The sequence below is a fragment of the Clostridium oceanicum genome, from assembly GCF_039521385.1.
GTDB lineage: Bacteria > Bacillota > Clostridia > Clostridiales > Clostridiaceae > Clostridium_F > Clostridium_F oceanicum.
On the sequence record NZ_BAAACG010000006.1, the window covers coordinates 185,110 to 203,284 of the forward strand.

General features: G+C 27.1%; 17 protein-coding genes. 13 read left to right on the plus strand and 4 right to left on the minus strand.

Features of this window, described 5'->3' with window-relative positions; all coding sequences use genetic code 11:
• The first annotated feature begins 95 nt into the window (after window positions 1–95).
• From ABDZ71_RS04275 to ABDZ71_RS04310, 9 genes are all read left to right on the plus strand, one after another.
• Window positions 96–206, plus strand: a complete 111-nt coding sequence (locus tag ABDZ71_RS04275) for a CD1871A family CXXC motif-containing protein (RefSeq protein ID WP_343759197.1) — start codon at window positions 96–98, stop codon at window positions 204–206.
• Between the two features lie 16 nt (window positions 207–222).
• A complete protein-coding gene (locus ABDZ71_RS04280) occupies window positions 223–1,104 on the plus strand; it encodes a 4Fe-4S binding protein (RefSeq protein WP_343759199.1) in 882 nt (293 codons plus the stop codon).
• A 93-nt stretch (window positions 1,105–1,197) separates the two neighbouring features.
• A complete protein-coding gene (locus ABDZ71_RS04285) occupies window positions 1,198–1,473 on the plus strand; it encodes a hypothetical protein (RefSeq protein WP_343759200.1) in 276 nt (91 codons plus the stop codon).
• A 27-nt stretch (window positions 1,474–1,500) separates the two neighbouring features.
• The gene (locus tag ABDZ71_RS04290) at window positions 1,501–1,818 is read left to right on the plus strand and encodes a thioredoxin domain-containing protein (protein WP_343759201.1); all 318 of its coding nucleotides are present in this window, start codon (window positions 1,501–1,503) and stop codon (window positions 1,816–1,818) included.
• A gap of 97 nt (window positions 1,819–1,915) precedes the next feature.
• The gene (locus tag ABDZ71_RS04295; RefSeq protein ID WP_343759203.1) at window positions 1,916–2,818 is read left to right on the plus strand and encodes a hypothetical protein; all 903 of its coding nucleotides are present in this window, start codon (window positions 1,916–1,918) and stop codon (window positions 2,816–2,818) included.
• Window positions 2,819–3,259: 441 nt separating this feature from the next.
• Window positions 3,260–3,397, plus strand: a complete 138-nt coding sequence (locus ABDZ71_RS19900; RefSeq protein WP_425544696.1) for a 4Fe-4S double cluster binding domain-containing protein — start codon at window positions 3,260–3,262, stop codon at window positions 3,395–3,397.
• 93 nt (window positions 3,398–3,490) lie between these two features.
• The gene (locus ABDZ71_RS04300) at window positions 3,491–3,796 is read left to right on the plus strand and encodes a TlpA family protein disulfide reductase (RefSeq protein WP_343759204.1); all 306 of its coding nucleotides are present in this window, start codon (window positions 3,491–3,493) and stop codon (window positions 3,794–3,796) included.
• Window positions 3,797–3,823: 27 nt separating this feature from the next.
• Window positions 3,824–4,138, plus strand: a complete 315-nt coding sequence (locus ABDZ71_RS04305; RefSeq protein ID WP_343759205.1) for a hypothetical protein — start codon at window positions 3,824–3,826, stop codon at window positions 4,136–4,138.
• 52 nt (window positions 4,139–4,190) lie between these two features.
• Complete coding sequence (locus ABDZ71_RS04310; protein WP_343759206.1) at window positions 4,191–4,325, plus strand: hypothetical protein; 135 nt, start codon at window positions 4,191–4,193, stop codon at window positions 4,323–4,325.
• A gap of 302 nt (window positions 4,326–4,627) precedes the next feature.
• Here the strand turns inward: ABDZ71_RS04310 and ABDZ71_RS04315 are convergent, their stop codons facing one another.
• From ABDZ71_RS04315 to ABDZ71_RS04325, 3 genes are all read right to left on the minus strand, one after another.
• Window positions 4,628–6,682: a methyl-accepting chemotaxis protein gene (locus tag ABDZ71_RS04315; RefSeq protein WP_343759207.1), complete on the minus strand. Its 2,055-nt coding sequence runs from the start codon at window positions 6,680–6,682 to the stop codon at window positions 4,628–4,630.
• Window positions 6,683–7,338: 656 nt separating this feature from the next.
• Window positions 7,339–9,405, minus strand: coding sequence for a methyl-accepting chemotaxis protein (locus tag ABDZ71_RS04320; protein WP_343759210.1), 2,067 nt, complete (start codon window positions 9,403–9,405; stop codon window positions 7,339–7,341).
• Window positions 9,406–10,113: 708 nt separating this feature from the next.
• Window positions 10,114–12,144 carry a methyl-accepting chemotaxis protein gene (locus ABDZ71_RS04325; RefSeq protein WP_343759211.1) on the minus strand — a complete coding sequence of 677 codons (2,031 nt, stop codon included), beginning with the start codon at window positions 12,142–12,144 and terminating at the stop codon, window positions 10,114–10,116.
• A gap of 407 nt (window positions 12,145–12,551) precedes the next feature.
• Between ABDZ71_RS04325 and ABDZ71_RS04330 the strand changes: the two genes are divergently transcribed.
• From ABDZ71_RS04330 to ABDZ71_RS19905, 4 genes are all read left to right on the plus strand, one after another.
• Window positions 12,552–13,199, plus strand: a complete 648-nt coding sequence (locus tag ABDZ71_RS04330) for an HD domain-containing protein (RefSeq protein ID WP_343759212.1) — start codon at window positions 12,552–12,554, stop codon at window positions 13,197–13,199.
• A gap of 153 nt (window positions 13,200–13,352) precedes the next feature.
• Window positions 13,353–13,730, plus strand: a complete 378-nt coding sequence (locus ABDZ71_RS04335) for a MazG nucleotide pyrophosphohydrolase domain-containing protein (RefSeq protein WP_343759214.1) — start codon at window positions 13,353–13,355, stop codon at window positions 13,728–13,730.
• A gap of 224 nt (window positions 13,731–13,954) precedes the next feature.
• Entirely contained in the window at window positions 13,955–14,806 is an 852-nt protein-coding gene (locus ABDZ71_RS04340) for an NlpC/P60 family protein (RefSeq protein ID WP_343759215.1), read from the plus strand.
• A gap of 210 nt (window positions 14,807–15,016) precedes the next feature.
• Complete coding sequence (locus ABDZ71_RS19905) at window positions 15,017–16,357, plus strand: NlpC/P60 family protein (RefSeq protein WP_425544691.1); 1,341 nt, start codon at window positions 15,017–15,019, stop codon at window positions 16,355–16,357.
• 624 nt (window positions 16,358–16,981) lie between these two features.
• On the opposite strand, the gene ABDZ71_RS04350 is transcribed toward ABDZ71_RS19905, so the two are convergent.
• Window positions 16,982–18,172 (minus strand): DUF4097 family beta strand repeat-containing protein, encoded by a 1,191-nt coding sequence (locus ABDZ71_RS04350; RefSeq protein ID WP_343759216.1) that lies wholly within the window; start codon window positions 18,170–18,172, stop codon window positions 16,982–16,984.
• Window positions 18,173–18,175: the final 3 nt, after the last annotated feature.

Below are 18,175 nucleotides of genomic sequence, written 5' to 3' on the forward strand. Positions count from 1 at the left end.
ATGATTAATGCATGTATTAGTATTTCAAGGATATTTTATATCATTAACGTATCCTTGGATAAATTGTAAATATTATATAAAAAGGAGGAGGTTATATGAAGAGTAAAGCACAAATAAGTTTATTAATCCTTGGGATTGCATTTATAGCACTTGGGATATATAGAAAAGAAGTAAGCCTAATTTTAAAAAAAGCTATTAAGTTATGAATGGAGTGTATTGGAATTGGGTAATTTCAAAAGAAGAATAGTTCAATTTGCTACAGCTTTGGTAACTAATATAAATTTAAAAGGTTTTACTAAAGGGACTATATATAGAGGAAATAGCAAGAAAATATGTGTGCCTGGACTAAATTGTTATTCCTGTCCTGGAGCAATAGGATCTTGTCCAATAGGATCTCTCCAGTCAGTTTTAGGAGCAGCACGGTTTCATATTTCCTATTATATATTAGGGTTTTTAATATTTATTGGTGTTCTTTTTGGAAGGTTAGTTTGTGGGTGGATGTGTCCTTTTGGATTAATAGAGGACTTATTATATAAAATACCTTCTCCTAAGTTTAAAATTCACAAAAGACTTAGATTTCTAAAGTATTTAAAATATGTGATTTTATTAGTATTTGTAATTATAATTCCTATGTTTTTCACAAATAGTTTTAATATGGGAGAGCCTGCATTTTGTAAATATATATGTCCATCAGGAACGGTCCTTGGAGGAATCCCTTTAACTTTAATAGATAAATCATTAAGACCTGCTTTAGGCTTTTTATTTCAATGGAAGGTTAGTGTATTAGTTTTTATAAGTGTTTTATCAATTATAGTATATAGACCATTTTGTAGGTTTATTTGTCCACTTGGAGCCATATATTCTTTGTTTAATCCAATTAGTATTTTTAGTTTTAAAGTTGACAAAAATAAGTGTACAAGCTGCAGAGCCTGCAGTAATAAATGTAAATTAGATATAGAAATTTATAAAAAGCCTAATAGTTTAGAATGTATAAGATGTGGAGAGTGCATTAAAAGTTGTCCTACAAAAGCTATAAAACCTAGTTTTTCTATTAAAAATTCAAGTAAAAGTTCAAGTGAAAATTTAAAACAAAAATTAATGTAAAACTTAAATATCATTAAAAGAAGTTTTAGTGAAAATCTAAATAAAGGTTTAAATAAACTACTATCAAAACCTAAAAGAAAGGATGATATAAAAATGAAAAAAGTTTTTTTAGCTGCATTGCTTTGTATAACCTTAGCTTTATCTTTTACAGCTTGCAGTTCAAATTCAAGCGAAAAATCAGATGATACAAAAGCTACAGTAACGGAAAACCAAGATTCAAAAGAGGTGGAATCTGATGAATATATTTCTCTTGATACTATGAAATCTGTACCAAAGTTTAAACTTAAAGATGTAAAAGGCAAAGAAGTAAGTAATGAAATATTTAAAGATAAAAAACTTACTTTAGTTACATTTTGGGGAACATGGTGAGGCCCTTGTATAGGTGAAATACCAGATATGCAGGCTGCATATAGTGAAATTAAAGATAAAGATTTTAATATAGTTGGTATTGTGGAAGATGGAAAAGACAATGAAGATGGCGTAAATAAGATTTTATCAGAAAAAAAGGTTACATATACTAATATAATTCCAGATGATAAATTTTATGATGATTTTGTTTCCCTTGTAGGGGCATTTCCTACTTCAATATTAGTTAATGATAAAGGTGAAATTCTTAAAGCTAAATTACCAGGAAAAGATGTAAAACAAAAAAGACTATCCATATTAACTAAACAGGAAATATTAGATATATTTAAGGAGAATTCAAAAAAGTAAATTTTTCCTATATATAAAGCATTATTTGTTTCTATAAAGATGATTATTAAAAAACACTTAGTACAATATTAAATTTAAAAATGATGGGGGAAAATAAATGAAATTTAATAAAATAATTCTTATAGCTAGTTTAGTTGTAGTTACTACAATGAGTACTTTAGGATGTTCTAATTCATCAAGTAATAAAGATAAGAAAAATGAAAGTGTTAAAACAGAAGCTACTTCAACTAAAAAAAAGGTTGAGGGAAGTATTATCAAAGATTCAAATACACTTATTGATGAAGATGTTAAGAAATATTATGATGATTACTTAATTAAACATAAGAAAAGTATGGAAAAAACTATAAAAGAAAGACCAGAAGTAAAGGATATGGCTGAAGAAAATTTCAAAAAGATTGAAAAAAATCTTCCAACTTTCATAGAATTAAATCAAAAGGCAAAAGAGAGTTGTGCTAAAGGGTTTTACGTAGAAGGTACTATAAAAAGTTCTATGGAGAATAATGGAGAACATAAATTAAATATTAAAAGTTCTAATGGAAACAGTCGTAAGGAAGAACATATTGATGGTAAATTAGCTTTTTTATCAATTTATTCTAAAGATAAGGATACAGCTATAGATTATGATGCAAACAAAGATAAAGTAAAAAAAGTTACAAAGTTCAGTAAAAAGCATAGCGGTGAGTATCCATATCAATATGGTTATTTTATACACCAAGGAACTAATGCTCCAAGTGCTGATTTAAAATATATTGATTATAAAGGTAAAAAAGTAGTTTATGGAGAGAATAAATTTGAATCAATTGATAACGGTGGTAATAAATTTAAAATAATTTCAAAGTATTGGTACGATGCTAAAACAGGAATAATAATAAAAGAGCAGCAAGAGTCTTATAATGGTGATGGTAGTAAGTCAACTTATAGTACTGAATATACTATTAAATTTAATCAAAAATTTGATAAAGATACTTTTACATTTGATAAGAGCAAGTTAAAGAAATAATTATATAGTTAAGAGCTAAAAAGGGTAAATGGAATATATATTCACTTGCCCTTTTTTTATTCTTTATCTTCTGAAGTTTCTTTTAACTTAAATTTATCTAGTTGTTTTTTCGGCCCTCTGTCATGTGGTTTAATAAAACAGCAGCATTTGAAACTTCTTCTGTATTAAATACCTATGTCTATTGTCTTTCCTCATTCTTTTAGTTCATTGTTAACTTCTTTACTAAGGGATGTATATAATAAATTTTGATGTGTTAATCCTAAAAGGAAATGTGGTGGCCTTTATATAAATATTAAATTTGTTTATATATATGTGTTAAAATTTCTAAAAAAACTGATTTTTTATAGTATAATATTTTAATATGATATAGAGTATTAAGGAATATAAATATTAAAAAATTTTAAAGTTAATGGAATTAATAAAATAGATATAGAAATATATATAAAGCCTAATAGTTTAGAATGTATAAGATGTGGGGATTGCATTAAAAGTTGTCCTACAAAGGCTATAAAACCTAGTTTTTCTATGAAAAATTTAAGTGAAAGTTCAAATGAAAATTTAAAAGAAAAATTAATGTAAAACTTAAATATAATTAAAAAGAAGTCTCAGTGAAAATCTAAATAAAGATTTAAATAAAGTACCAGCAAAACCTAAAAGAAAGGGTGATATAAGATGAAAAAAGCTTTTTTGGCTCTATTGCTTTGTATAACTTTATTGTTATCTTTTACAGCATGCAGTTCAAATTTAAGGGAAAAATCAGATGATACAAAAGCTATGATAGGGGAAAATCAAAATTCAAAACCTATAGTAATAAAAAATAAAGATTCAAAAGAAGGAGAATCTGATGAATATATTTCTCTTGATACTATGAAATCTGTACCAAATTTTAAAGTTAAAGATGCAAAAGGCAAAGAAGTAAGTAATGAAATATTCAAACATAAAAAACTTACTTTACTTATATTTTGGGGAACATGGTGAGAGCATTGTATAAGTAAGATATCAGATGTGCAGGGTGCATATAATGAAATTAAAGATAAAGATTTTAATATAGTTGGTATTGTGGAAGATGGATACGACAACGAAGAGAGTGTAAATAATATTTTATCACAAAAAAAGGTTACATATACTAATATAATCCCAAATGAGAAATTTTATAATGAGTTTGTTTCTCTTATGGGGGACTTTGGTGGTGCAATACTAGTTAATGATAAAGGCGAAATTCTTAAAGCTAAATTACCAGGAAAAGATGAAAAACAAACAATACTACCAGTATTAAGTAAACAGGAAATATTAGATATATTTAAGGAAAATTCAAAATAAATTCAAAGTATTCCTACGATGCTAAAACAGGAATATTAATAAAACAGGAATTATGATAAAAGAGCAGCAAGAGTCTTATAATGGTGATGGTAGTAAGTCAAGTTATAGAACTGAATATACTATTAAATTTAATCAAAAATTTGATAAGGATACTTTTACATTTGATAAGAGCAAGTTGAAAAAATAATTATATATTTAAGATCTATAAAAGGTAACTTAAATTTTAAATTAAAAAAGATTAAAAAGCTTAATTAATATCTAAAACACAATTATTTATATTAAAATTGAAGGTAAGTAGGTAAATTTGTTTTTATGTAAATTTATCTACTTACCACTTTAATTTTATTATAAGTATATCTTAACAGTACAGATTCAAAAGTTTCTAGGGATGTTTATACAAAAATTCTCATATACTTTTTTAGTTTTAATCTTTTTAATGAAATGAGGCTTTTTAAAATTATATATTTTTAATTTTTTATATTTTTACTTTTAAAAAGTAGAATCCTTATCAGTTTCATCAGTTTCTTTTAACTTAAATTTATCTAGTTGTTTTTTTACGTCGTCTGTCATGTGGTTTAATTCAACAGCAGCATTTGAAACTTCTTCTGTAGAAGCTGCCATTTCTTCAGATGAGGCAGCAATTTCTTCAGAGGATGCTGAAATTTCTTCTGCAACACTGCTTGAGTTTTCTACTGTTTCAACTATTGAGTTCTTTTCCTTATTTATATGTGATGCTGATGAATTAACAGATTGTATTTTAGGTATAACATTTTGTACTGCATCTATTATGTTTTTAAAAGACTGAACACCTATTTCTATTGTTTTTTCTGATTCTTCTAGTTCATTATTAACATCTTTACTAGATTCTATTATTTCTTCATTTTCTTTAGAAATAGTATCTATAAGAGCATTTATTTCTTCTGAGGAATCTTTACTTTGTTCTGCAAGTTTTCTTATTTCCTCAGCAACTACTGCAAATCCTTTTCCAGCTTCACCAACTCTTGCAGCTTCAATTGCGGCATTTAAAGCTAAAAGATTTGTTTGCTCTGCAATGCTATTTATAAGATCTGTTATGTTATTTATCTTACCTATATTCTTCCCTAATTTATTAAGTTTCTTTATGAAATTATCGAAGTTAGTCATAACCTTTGATATTGAAGATACCAAATCACCCATTTTTTCGTTACTTTCATTAGCTGTATTTTCTATATCATTAGATGTATCATTTATATCTTCTATAGAAACTAACATTTCGTTTAATGATTTTTCAAAGTCGTTTAATATAGAAGTTATATTAGTTAAATCTTCAGCTTGTGATCCAGTGCCTTGTGCAACATCTTGAATAGTTGTGCTTACATTTTCAGCGGAAGAGGACATTTCTTCTGATATAGCACTTAAATTTTCTGAATAGGAATTAACTTTTTCTGTGCTCTCCTTTATAGATAAAATAGTATCTTTTATATCTTCTTGCATAGAGTTAATAGCTCTAGTAAGATCTCCAACTTCATCATTATATTTTAAATAGCTTTTGTCTACATCCCTTGAATAATCACCAGAAGCTATGATTTTTAAATGTTTAACAGCTTTAGTTATAGGGTCTGAAATAGATTTTCCAATAAGGTAGGATAGAGCTATTCCAACACCTAAGAAAATTAATGAAAATACTATCATGTAAGTCATTATTTTATTAACGCCACTCATTAATATATTTTTAGGGGCAGTGATTCCTATGGACCACCCTGTAAGTTTTACTGGAGTAAAGCCTAAATATTTTTTTACACCTTTATATTCATACTCTCCAACACCAGTTTCTCCTTTAACCATTCTTTCATATATTTTTCCTAAGCTTTCTAATGATTTATCAGTTTTAGATTGATTTAATATATTTTCACTACTTAAAACCAAATCCTTATTTTTGTCAGCGATAGTTTTTCCATCTTTATTTATTATAAAAGCGGCACTATTTTCACCATATTTTATATCTTTAATCATATCGCTTATACCTAGTCCGTTTTTTAATCCAGCAAGAACTCCAATAACTTTATTATTACTATCTTTTATAGGTACTGCAAAAGGGGTTATTACTGTGCCTTTATCAGTTCTGCTTTCTACAGGACTTGAAACAGCAGCATTTCCTTCTAAGCATTTGTCAAAGTAATCTCTATCAGAAATATTAAGCTTTTTATTTTCAGTGGAAATAGCATTTCCTTTAGTATCAGATAAATTTAATCTTATCATATTTAAATCTTTTGCTTTTTTACTTAATATTTTTCTCTTTTCTTCCCATTTTACTTTAGGGTCTTTAATTTCTTTTATATCTGCTATTTGCTTTAGTGAATTTAAATCGCTTTCTAATCTACTTTCAACGATTTGTGATGCTTCTTTAGCAGCATCTGGAAGGGTGGAATCAATATTTTTGATTAATACCCTAGAAGATATTGAATAAGAAATCAATCCAAGACCTATAGTAATACAAAATATTAGTAGTCCAAAATAAAGTAAAAGTTTTTTTCTTATTCCCATATTAATTTTATTTTTGTTCATTTTCAAGTCTCCTTATAATATAAATTATTACTAAGTTACTAAAACTAAATAATAGTTACTATTATTTATATTCGGATAATCTTTCTTTTAGTTTACTATTTTAGACAATAAATTTTATTTTTTATTAATATTTTGTAAAACGATATATATATTTGCGGCTATATATGAGATGAATATTGTTCTTATAAGATAGAAATTTATAAAAACCTAATATTTAAGAAGCTATAAGAGGGGAGAGTGGTACTAAAAGTTTTACTATATAATAGATGGAACTTTTAGGGGATATGTATACAAATAATAAAGGTAGGAAGATATAATTATATCTTGTGAACGTTTTAATCTTAGCGTATATTTTAATAATGTAGTTAAAATATAATTATAGAACAATAAAAAGAAAAATTTAAAATGACTAAATAAGAAAAAGTTTTTTCTAAATTTAGTCATTTTAATAATATTAATTTAGAAGATTTAATCAAAGGTTATAAGATTCTTTTATATTGATTTTCAAATTTTTATTAAAGTTTATAGAGTTTTTTCATATAGTTAATTTAAAAGTTTTAATTAAAGTTTATAAGAGTTTTTATATATTATAAATTGATTAAATTAAAAATAAGTTATTTTAAGAAAGAGTTTTTTGAAATTTCTCTAATATATTTTTATTCTTCAGAAGTATTGCTATCATCTTTATCTTCATTTAATAAAGCTTCTTCTAATTTAAATTTGTCTAATTGTTTTTTTACATCTTCAGTCATGTAGTTTAACTCTACAGCAGCATTTGAAACTTCTTCTGTAGATGCTGTCATTTCTTCTGATGATGCAGCAATTTCTTCTGAGGATGCAGAAATTTCTTCAGCAACACTGCTTGCATTTTCTACTGTTGCAATTATTGAGTTCTTTTCTTTATTTATAAGAGATGCTGATGAATTAACAGATTGAATTTTAGGAATAACATTTTGTACTGCATCTATTATGTTTTTAAAAGAATTAACTCCTATGTCTACTGTTTTTCCGGATTCTTCTAGTTCATAATTAACACCTTTACTAGATTCTATTATTTCGTTATTTTCTCTAGATATAGTGTCTATAAGAGCGTTTATTTCTTCTGATGAAGTTTTACTTTGTTCTGCAAGTTTTCTTATTTCTTCAGCAACTACAGCAAATCCTTTGCCAGCTTCACCAACTCTAGCAGCTTCAATTGCAGCATTTAAAGCTAAAAGGTTTGTTTGCTCTGCTATGCTATTTATAAGTTCTGTTATGTTATTTATCTTACCTATATTTTTACCTAATTTATTAAGTTTCTTTATAAAATCATCAAAGTTAGTTGTTACTTTTGAAATTGAAGAGACTAAATTAGCCATTTTTTCATTACTTTCATTAGCTGTTTCTTGAATACCATTTGAGGTATTATTTATATCTTCTATAGAAACTAACATTTCATTTAAGGATTTTTCAAAGTCATTTAATGTTGTGGTTATATTAGTTAAATCCTGTGCCTGTGATCCTGTACCTTCTGCAACATCTTGAATTGTTGTACTTATATTTTCAGAAGAAGAAGACATTTCCTCGGATATAGCACTTAAATTCTCAGAATGGGAATTAACTTTTTCCATACTTTCTTTTATAGATGAAACAGTAGTTTTTATATCATTTTGCATAGATTCAATAGCTCTAGCAAGATCGCCTACTTCATCATTATATTCTAAGTATTTAGTATTTACATCTTTTGTATAATCTCCAGAAGCTATTACTTTTAAATGGGCTATAGCTTCAGTTATAGGACCGGAAATGGATTTTCCTATAATAAATGATAAGAAAATTCCTAAGGCCATAAAAATTAGTGAAAATATTACCATGAAAAGCATTATTTTTTGAACGCCACTCATTAGTACATGCTTAGGGGATATAATAGCTATAGACCAACCGGTAATTTTTATTGGAGTAAAGCCTAAGTATTTTTTTACACCTTTATATTCATACTCTCCAACGCCAGTTTCTCCACTAACCATTCTTGTATATATTTTTCCTAAACTTTCTAAGGAGCTATCTGTTTTAGACTGTTTTAATAGATTTTCACTATTTAATACTAAATCCTTGTCCTTATCTGCTATAGTTCTTCCTTCGTTATTTATCATAAAAGTAAAGCTTTCTTCGCCGTATTTTATGTCTTTTACCATATCACTTAAACCTAAGCCATCTACTACCCCAGCCAAAGCTCCTGTAACTTTCCCATTGTCATCTTTTATAGGAACTGCAAAAGCTATTACTATGTTTTTATCTCCCTTACTTACTATTGGATCTGAAATATCAGTTTTTCCTTCTAAACATTTTTTAAAATAATCTCTATCAGATACATTGAATTTTTTGTTTTCAGTAGATAAAGCATTTCCTTTAACATCTGCTAAAGTCATGTTTAGCATATCTAATTCTTTTGCTTTTTTAGTTAATAATTTGTTTTTTTCTTCCCATTTTACTTTAGGGTCTTTAATCTCTTTTATGTCTGCTATTTGTTTTAATGAATTTAAATTTTCTTGTAATCTACTTTCAACTATCTGAGATGCTTCTTTAGCAGCATCTGGTAAGGTAGAATCAATGTTTTTAACTAGTATTTTTGAAGATACTAAATAAGAAATTAATCCAAGACCTATACAGATACAAAATATCAGTAGTCCAAAATAAAGTAGAAGTTTTTTCATGATGCTCATTGTGTTTTTGTTTTTACCCATTTGTCACTCTCCTTGGCCATAAATTAGTATACAATAATAAAATTAACAAAATGTTTTCTTTTATTTATTTTCGACAGTTATTTAGCTTAATTTACTATTTTAGACTAAAAATATTAATTTATAGTAATCTTTTATAAATTAATAGATATTTTTAAGCTTTTTTAAGAATATGTTCAAATTTCAAATAAATTTAAATTGAATTTAAGATGAATTAATAGGTTTTATATAATAAAAGGATATGTCCTAATGTTTAATAGAATAGTAGATAGTTGTTTATTTAATATCAGGACTATATTGTAGAAGATGGATGAGAAGGGTAGGGGAAACGGTATTATAAAGATTAATAATGAAAACAATGATGGTAAGGAAAATAAATATTAAAGATAGGGAGATTACATTCTTTAAAATAGAAGTGTAGTTAGTTACTTTGAAATAAGTGAGTAAAAGGACTCGTAAATTTATTAATAGGAGTCCTTTTACTATTTTTAAATACCTAGATGAATTAAATAACAGTTTTCTTTTTCTAATTTATCAGCTAATAATAACATTTTTTTAAAAATCCCAATAATCATAGTTCTTTCTAGTTCTATTTTTTCATAAGTATTACTAGTTAATTCGTAATTCCCAGTTAATTTGAACTTTCTAGGGGCCTCAGAAAATATTTTAATCCACCGGTTAAAAATATTTTTTATAGAAACTAATATATTATTAATTAGAGGGTTCTTCTAATCTGAATTTATCTAGTTTTTGTTTTACGTCCTCTGTCATATGAGTTAACTCAACAGCAGCGTTTGAAACTTCTTCTGTAGAGGCTGTCATTTCTTCCGATGATGCAGCGATTTCTTCAGAGGATGCTGAAATTTCTTCTGCAATGCTACTTGTACCTTCTACTGTTTCGATGATTGAGTTCTTTTCTTTATCAATAAGAGATGCAGATGAATTAACAGATTGTATTTTAGGAATAACATTTTGTACTGCTTTTATTATGTTTTTAAAAGATTCAACACCTATGTCTACTGTCTTTCTTGATTCCTCTAATTCATTAGTAACTCCTTTACTAGATTCTATTATTTGATGATTTTCTGTAGAAATAGCATCTATAAGTGTACTTATTTCTTCAGAAGAATTTTTACTTTGTTCTGCAAGTTTTCTTATTTCATCAGCAACTACTGCAAATCCTTTTCCAGCTTCACCAACTCTTGCAGCTTCAATAGCAGCGTTTAAAGCTAAAAGATTTGTTTGCTCTGCTATGCTATTTATAAGTTCTGTTATATTAGTTATTTTACCTATATTTTTTCCTAACTTATTAAGTTTTTTTATAAAATCATCAAAGTTAGTTGTTACTTTTGATATTGAAGATACTAAGTTAGCCATTTTTTCGTTACTTTCATTAGCTGTATGTTCTATATCATTTGATGTATTATTTATATCTTCTATAGAAACTAACATTTCATTTAATGATTTTTCAAAGTTGTTTAATATTCCGGTTATATTAGTTAAATCTTGAGCTTGTGATCCAGTGCCTTCAGCAACATCTTGAATAGTTTTGCTTATGTTTTCAGAAGATGAAGACATTTCCTCTGATATAGCACTTAAGTTTTCTGAATGTGAATTAACTTTTCCCATACTTGCCTTTATAGATAAAACCATTTCTTTTATATCTTCTTGCATAGATTTAACACCTTTAGCTAGTTCACCAACTTCATCATTATATTTTAAATACTTTTCAGGCACTTCTTTTGTATAATCCCCTGAAGCTATAATTTTTAAATGAGCTATGGCTAAAGTTATAGGAGTTACAATAGATTTTCCTATAAAATCTGATATAAGAATGCCTAAACATAGGAAAACTAATGAAAATATTAGCATGTAAAGCATTATTTTATTAACGCCACTCATTAATACATTTTTAGGTGTAGTAATTCCTATAGACCATCCTGTAAGTTTTACTGGAGTAAATCCTAAGTATTTTTTTGTACCCTGATACTCGTATTCTCCAACACCGGTTTCACCCTGTATCATTCTTTCATATATTTCTCCTAAGTCTTCTAAGGATTTATCAGTTTTAGATTGAGATAATAAGTTTTCACTACTTAATACTAGATTTGAATCTTTATCAGCTATAGTTCTTCCTTCATTATTTATCATAAAAGTAAAACTTTCTTTTCCATATTTTATATCTTTAACTATATCGCTTAAGCCTAATCCATCTTTTACGCCAGCTAAAACTCCTATAATTTTACCAGTATCATCCTTTATAGGTACTGAAAAAGGTACCACTACGTTTTTATCTGCTTTGCTTACTATTGGATCTGAAACATTAGCTTTTCCTTGTAAGGATTCTTTAAAATATTTTCTATCAGATATATTAATTTTTTTATTTTCAGTAGATACAGCGTTTCCCTTGGTATCAGAAAAAGTCATGTTTAACATATCTAATTCTTTTGCTTTTTTACTTAGTATTTTTTCTTTCTCTTCCCATTTTATTTTAGGATTTTTGATTTCTTTTATATCAGCTATTTGTTTAAGTGCATTTAAATCGTCTTGTAATCTACTTTCCACTATTTGAGCTGCTTCTTTAGTAGCTTCTGGTAAGGTAGAATCAATATTTTTAACTAATATTTTAGAAGATATTAGATAAGAAATTAATCCAAGACCTGCACTAATACAAAATATTAGTATCCCAAAATAAAGTAGAAGTTTTTTTCTAATTCCCATTTTAGTTTTATTTGTGTTCATTTTCCTCTCTCCCTATAGCAAAAATTATTAAATAATATTTCCTATTATCTATTTTCGATTATTATCTAGCTTAGTTTACTAATTTAGACCATAAATTTTACTTTATAACAAAATTTTATAAAAATATACAAATGTTTACGTTTTCTAAAAGTCGAATTTTGAATAAATTTATAATTATTTTTATTCAATTTTAAAATAGAGGAAAGTAAATAGAATTTTATTGATATAATTAATTTATATATTATGTTTTAGTAAGTTGTGAAAGTAGTAGTATAGGTAACCTAGATTTTTAGAGATTATTGTAATAGGGGTAAAGATATATAAATGTAGCAAATATGAAAATGAATTAATATGGCGGTATTTTAAAAGGTACCAGTAGATAGTAATAATAAAGGAGAAAAACTATTATGGATAAGAAATTAATTTTAAATAAAACAAAAGAATTTGTAAGAAGAAAGTTAGAGGGGGAGGGCTCAGGACATGATTGGTGGCATATTGTTAGAGTGTATAATAATGCTTTAGATATTGCTAAACAAACAGAAAATGTAGATTGTTTTGTTGTTCAGTTAGGAGCGCTACTTCATGATATAGCTGACCATAAATTTGGGTATAGTGATGAAGATAGAAGAAAAATCATTTTAGATTTTTTAAAGACCTTAAAAGTACAGGATGAAATTATTGAAGAAGTTGTATACATAGCTAATAATATTTCTTTTAAAGGTGGAACCAATAAACATGAGCTAGCTACAATAGAATCAAAGATTGTTCAAGATGGTGATAGACTTGATGCAATTGGAGCAATAGGAATAGGTAGAGCCTTTTCTTATGGAGGATATGCAAAAAGAACTATGTATAATCCAAACTTAAGAGAAGAAAATGAAAAAGAAATAAGAGAATGCTGTGACAGTGATACTATTAGCCACTTTTATGAGAAATTATTATTATTAAAAGATCTAATGAATACAGAAATTGGTTATAAAAAAGCCCAAAGAAGACATGAAATTATGGAAGAATTTTTAAATAATTTTTATGCTGAATGGAATGGTGGAATTTAATGTTAAAAAGATAATTAGATTTATATTTTGTATTTTAATAATGAATCTAGAAAAGTATATATTAGATAAAACTAGTTATATGAAAAATTTTGAAATTATTAAATATAATTAAACTAAATGATTTAGTGATGGTAAATTAGAAGGGAAGATTAGATGAAAAATAAAGATACTGCAAATATAGAAGTTAAAAATCTTATAAAAGATGCTTATTATAATTCAAAAAAGCATGGATTTTGGGAAGATGTTGATGTGAATAAATTAAGACCTTTTTTTAAAAATAAGGGAGGAATTTTAAATATACAAGATGTTAACTCTTTAAGTAACAGACTAATGCTTATAACAGGAGAGGTATCAGAAGCTCATGAAGCCCTTAGAAAAAAAGATTATGAAAATTTCAAAGAGGAGTTAGCAGATATAATATTAAGAGTTTCAGATTTAGCAGGAGGATTAGATATAGATTTAGAAGAAGAACTTAAAAAGAAAATGGAGAAAAACAAAAATAGACCTTATAAGCATGGAAAGGAATTCTAAGGGATATTATTTGTAAATAAATTGCAAATATAATGAAAAAAATTGATAAAGTGGATAAAAGAATAAAATTCTGTTATTTAGATTGTTTATTTTTGAAAGTCTATTGTTTTTAGTTTATTCCATATGTATAATTATATATATTATAGAAAATATTGACAAAAATTATAAAATAAACCATAATGGTGTTGGCAGTAAAATTTTATTTCAACAACGGGGGGAGAAACATGAAAAAACTTAAAACAATAATGACTATGATGTTGATAGCAGTTTTTGTTTCAACAGGATTAGCATTCACAAATGTAAAAGTTAAAGCTGCAAGTGGACAAAATATAGTAAGTTATGCAAGAAAATTTTTAGGAACTCCATATGTATGGGGAGGAACATCACCATCAGGTTTTGATTGTTCTGGATTTGTACAATATGTGTATAAAAATTGTGCAGGAATATCACTTCCAAGAACAACACAAGCTCAAATTAATGTAGGTACACCAGTATCAAGAAGCCAGTTACAACCAGGCGATTTAGTATTTCCAAGTACAGGGCATGTAGGTATATATGTAGGTAATGGTCAAATGATTCATTCACCTCATACTGGTGATGTTGTAAAAATAAGTTCAGTATATGCATTTTATGCAGGAAGAAGAATAAGTGGAATAACTTCATCTCCTTCATCAGGAGGATATACAAAAGACTTTATTGGTTCAGTTCAAAGAGATTTAAGACATTGTAGATGCTATTCTGGAGTAGCAACAGGAGTAATAGATCAAAAAACAAAAGAAGCTATATGGAAGTTTAGAGGAATTGTAGGGTTACCAGTTAATACTACTTTAGATAGTTCAGTAGTAAATGCGTTAAATCAAATTGTACATAAGCCAAGATTAAGCGTTAATGACAAGCGTGCTTATGCTATAAGATTTGTTCAATGGTGGATTGGAAGCAGTCCTAAAGATGGTTTATATAGTACTAAAACTAAAGAAGAGGTACGTCAATGGCAAATAAGAGCAAAAATATGGAGTTCATCTGGAGCAGATGGAATCATAAGAAGTAAAGATTGGGATGCAATATTAGCAGACTAATAAAAAGCAATATATGTTAAGGTAGGTATAAATTTTTATATCTACTTTTTATTTATATACTTTTTTTAGATAAATAGTAAATTAGTACTTGTATATTTTTGTAATAATTTGTAGAATAATATACATCATTGTAGAAATTATTGACAATATTGAAGAAATAATACATAATTTATCTCATATTCATATACAATTTAAAATAGGGGGAAAAGTATGAAGAAATTAAAAAAAGTACTAACAATATTATTAGTAGCAGTTTTTGTTTCAACAGGATTAACATTTACAAATGTAAAAGTAAAGGCTGCAAGTGGACAAGATATAGTAAGTTATGCAAAAAGATTTTTAGGAGTACCATATGTATGGGGGGGAACATCACCATCAGGTTTTGATTGTTCTGGTTTTGTACAATATGTATATAATCATTTTGGAATATCGCTTCCACGAGTATCAGAAAATCAAGTTAATGTAGGTACACCGGTATCAAGAAGCCAGTTACAACCAGGCGATTTAGTGTTTCCAAGACCTGGAGCACACCATGTATGTATATATATAGGAAATGGGCAAATAATCCATGCACCTCAGCCTGGTCAGGTTGTAAAAATAGTTCCAATATATTCATTTTATGCAGGAAGAAGAATAAGTGGAATTCAACAATATCCTAAGGTTTCAGATAATGCTAGACCAATAAAGTATAGTCAAATGATAATAACTCCTGATTCTCAAGCAGTAAGAAGTGCTCCAACTGATTCAGCTTCAGTTGTTAGAACATTAAGACATGGAGATGTAATAGATGTATATGCAGAGTATAAGGGATGGTCATTAATAGCAAGAGGAAGACAACAGCAATGGATAAGATCAACATATTTAGCAAGTAAAGTACCAACAGCAGATACAGGAAGAGAAAAACCAATTAAAACTGGATTAATGATGATAACTCCAGATTCACAGATAGCAAGAATATATCCAAGTGATACAGCTACAGCGTCTAGAACTTTAAGTCATGGAGATAGAGTAGATGTATATGCAGAACATAATGGATGGTGTTTAATAGGAAGAGGAAGAAAAGCACAGTGGATAAGAGGTACATATTTAGCACCAGTAGTACCAACAGCAGATACAGGAAGAGAAAAACCAATTAAAACTGGATTAATGATGATAACTCCAGATTCACAGATAGCAAGAATATATCCAAGTGATACAGCTACAGCATCTAGAACATTAAGCCATGGAGATAGAGTAGATGTATATGCAGAACATAATGGATGGTGTTTAATAGGAAGAGGAAGAAAAGCACAGTGGATAAGAGGTACATATTTAGCACCAGTAGTGCCAACAGCAGATACAGGAAATGAAAAACCAATAACAACAACTCGTTATAAAGTTATATCATCTTCAATAACAGCAAGAATATATCCAAGTGATACAGCATGGAGTTCTAGAACTTTGACAAGAGGAACTGTAGTAGATATATATGCAGAATATGGAGATTGGTATTTAATAGCAAGAGGAAGAAATGCACAATGGGTTAGAAAAAATGCTTTACAACCAGTTTAATTGTGTTAAATTAATATAACTAAAAACTAAATAAGTGATTTAAAACCTTGAGAACTTAAAAACTTTATTTTATGGAATGAATTTTAAATTCTTAAGGTTTTTTATTATAAAAAATTAAGTTGAGTTTTACGTTTACTATATATCTTTCATTTGTTTTAAGGATTTTAAGTTTTGGAGTAGGATTTTTAATTTCTAATTTAAGAATCCTATTTATTTTTCTATAAAGGGTCATTCATGAAATTGCTAAAATATGAGCAGCTTTTGATTTATTTCCGCTACAAAGTTTTAAAGTGTGCTGAGTAATTTTAGTTTCAACAGATTAAATCCTGTAAAATTAGATTTTTTACCTTGAATAAAAAGGGGTTAATTGTAAATAGTGGACATGAAATTTTAATTATATTTGCTGAAACTGTTTGTGTAGCTGTCCATAATGTGATTATTTTATAACCGGATACATAATATATTTTACAAGAAGTATTTATTTAAAAAAAGCGTAGCAGATTAAGCTGGAAATTAATCTGCTACGCTTTTTATTGTCTGTTTTAGAAAAGCATAAGCTAAGCTTAAGGTTGTTTATTAAGTAATACAATCTAACTTATTTAAATCTAATAAAGTTTTTTTACTTTAGTTTGCTCTTAAATCAATATCACCATTGTCGCTGGATATTTTAATTGGAATATCACTATTTCCTATTTTTTTATTAGAACTTTGTTTGTTACTGTCTTCATCTTTTTGTACGGATAAACCAAAATCATTAGATATTTTTCCGTATTCAGTTTTTAAATCAAAATTACCAGCTTGTTTTTTAGGTAAATTGACATCTATAGCACCATACTCAGATTTTAGATTTAAACCTTTAGTTAAGGGGTTAGAACTAGTTAAAGATATTTTACCGTTAGTTGCAGAGACATCTATTTTACCTAATACATTTTTTAGTTTAATATCTCCATAGCTATTTGAAGCGTTAAGATAACCAGAAATATCGTTAATGGTAACATTTCCGTTTTCAGAAGTAGTATCTACATTTCCTTTTATACTATTAACAGTAGTTGCTCCGTAAGAGTTTTTTAAATCTAAATCTCCAGTTATATTTTTTATAGAGATATTACCGTTATCACTAGAAACTTTTGCTCCTTTAGTTAGATTAGACACATCTATATTGCCATAGTTATTAGATATTTTAGCATACATTTTTTCAGGAATTTTAACATAAAGATATAAATCAGTATTAATGGGGCCATTATTTTCTTGATACATTTCATCAGTAGTTATATTTATAGTACTGCCTTCATCTATATTTACTAAAGAATCAATAGCACTAGCCATAGCTTTCTTGTTATTACCATAAATTGTTCCTTTAGCTCTAATTTCTATAGTATCTGTTTGGGATTTATCTATATATATATTTCCAATATTAGATTTTATATTGACAGTATCAGCATTTTTACGTTGAACCTTATAAGTTTTATTGAAATTTTCCGTAAGTTTATAATTAATTTTTCTTAAATTATTAAATCGAATGTGATCTTTATCAAAAGTCAGTACATTACTTGTTATAAACAATCCACCACATATAAAGATTAGAATAATAAACATAAATATGCTAGATCCGGTTATTCTAAATTTTTCATGGGCCTTATTAGAGAAAAATTGACATAGCAAAATTTCTACGCCTAAAAATATAAAGATGAAAGGCCAAAATTTTATAACACGGCCTACTAAACTTAAATCAACGAAAGTTCCTATTAAAAATATGATTCCTAAAAAAATCAGTGTAAATCCTAAAGTTATAGATCCAACTTTCCATTGACGCATTGT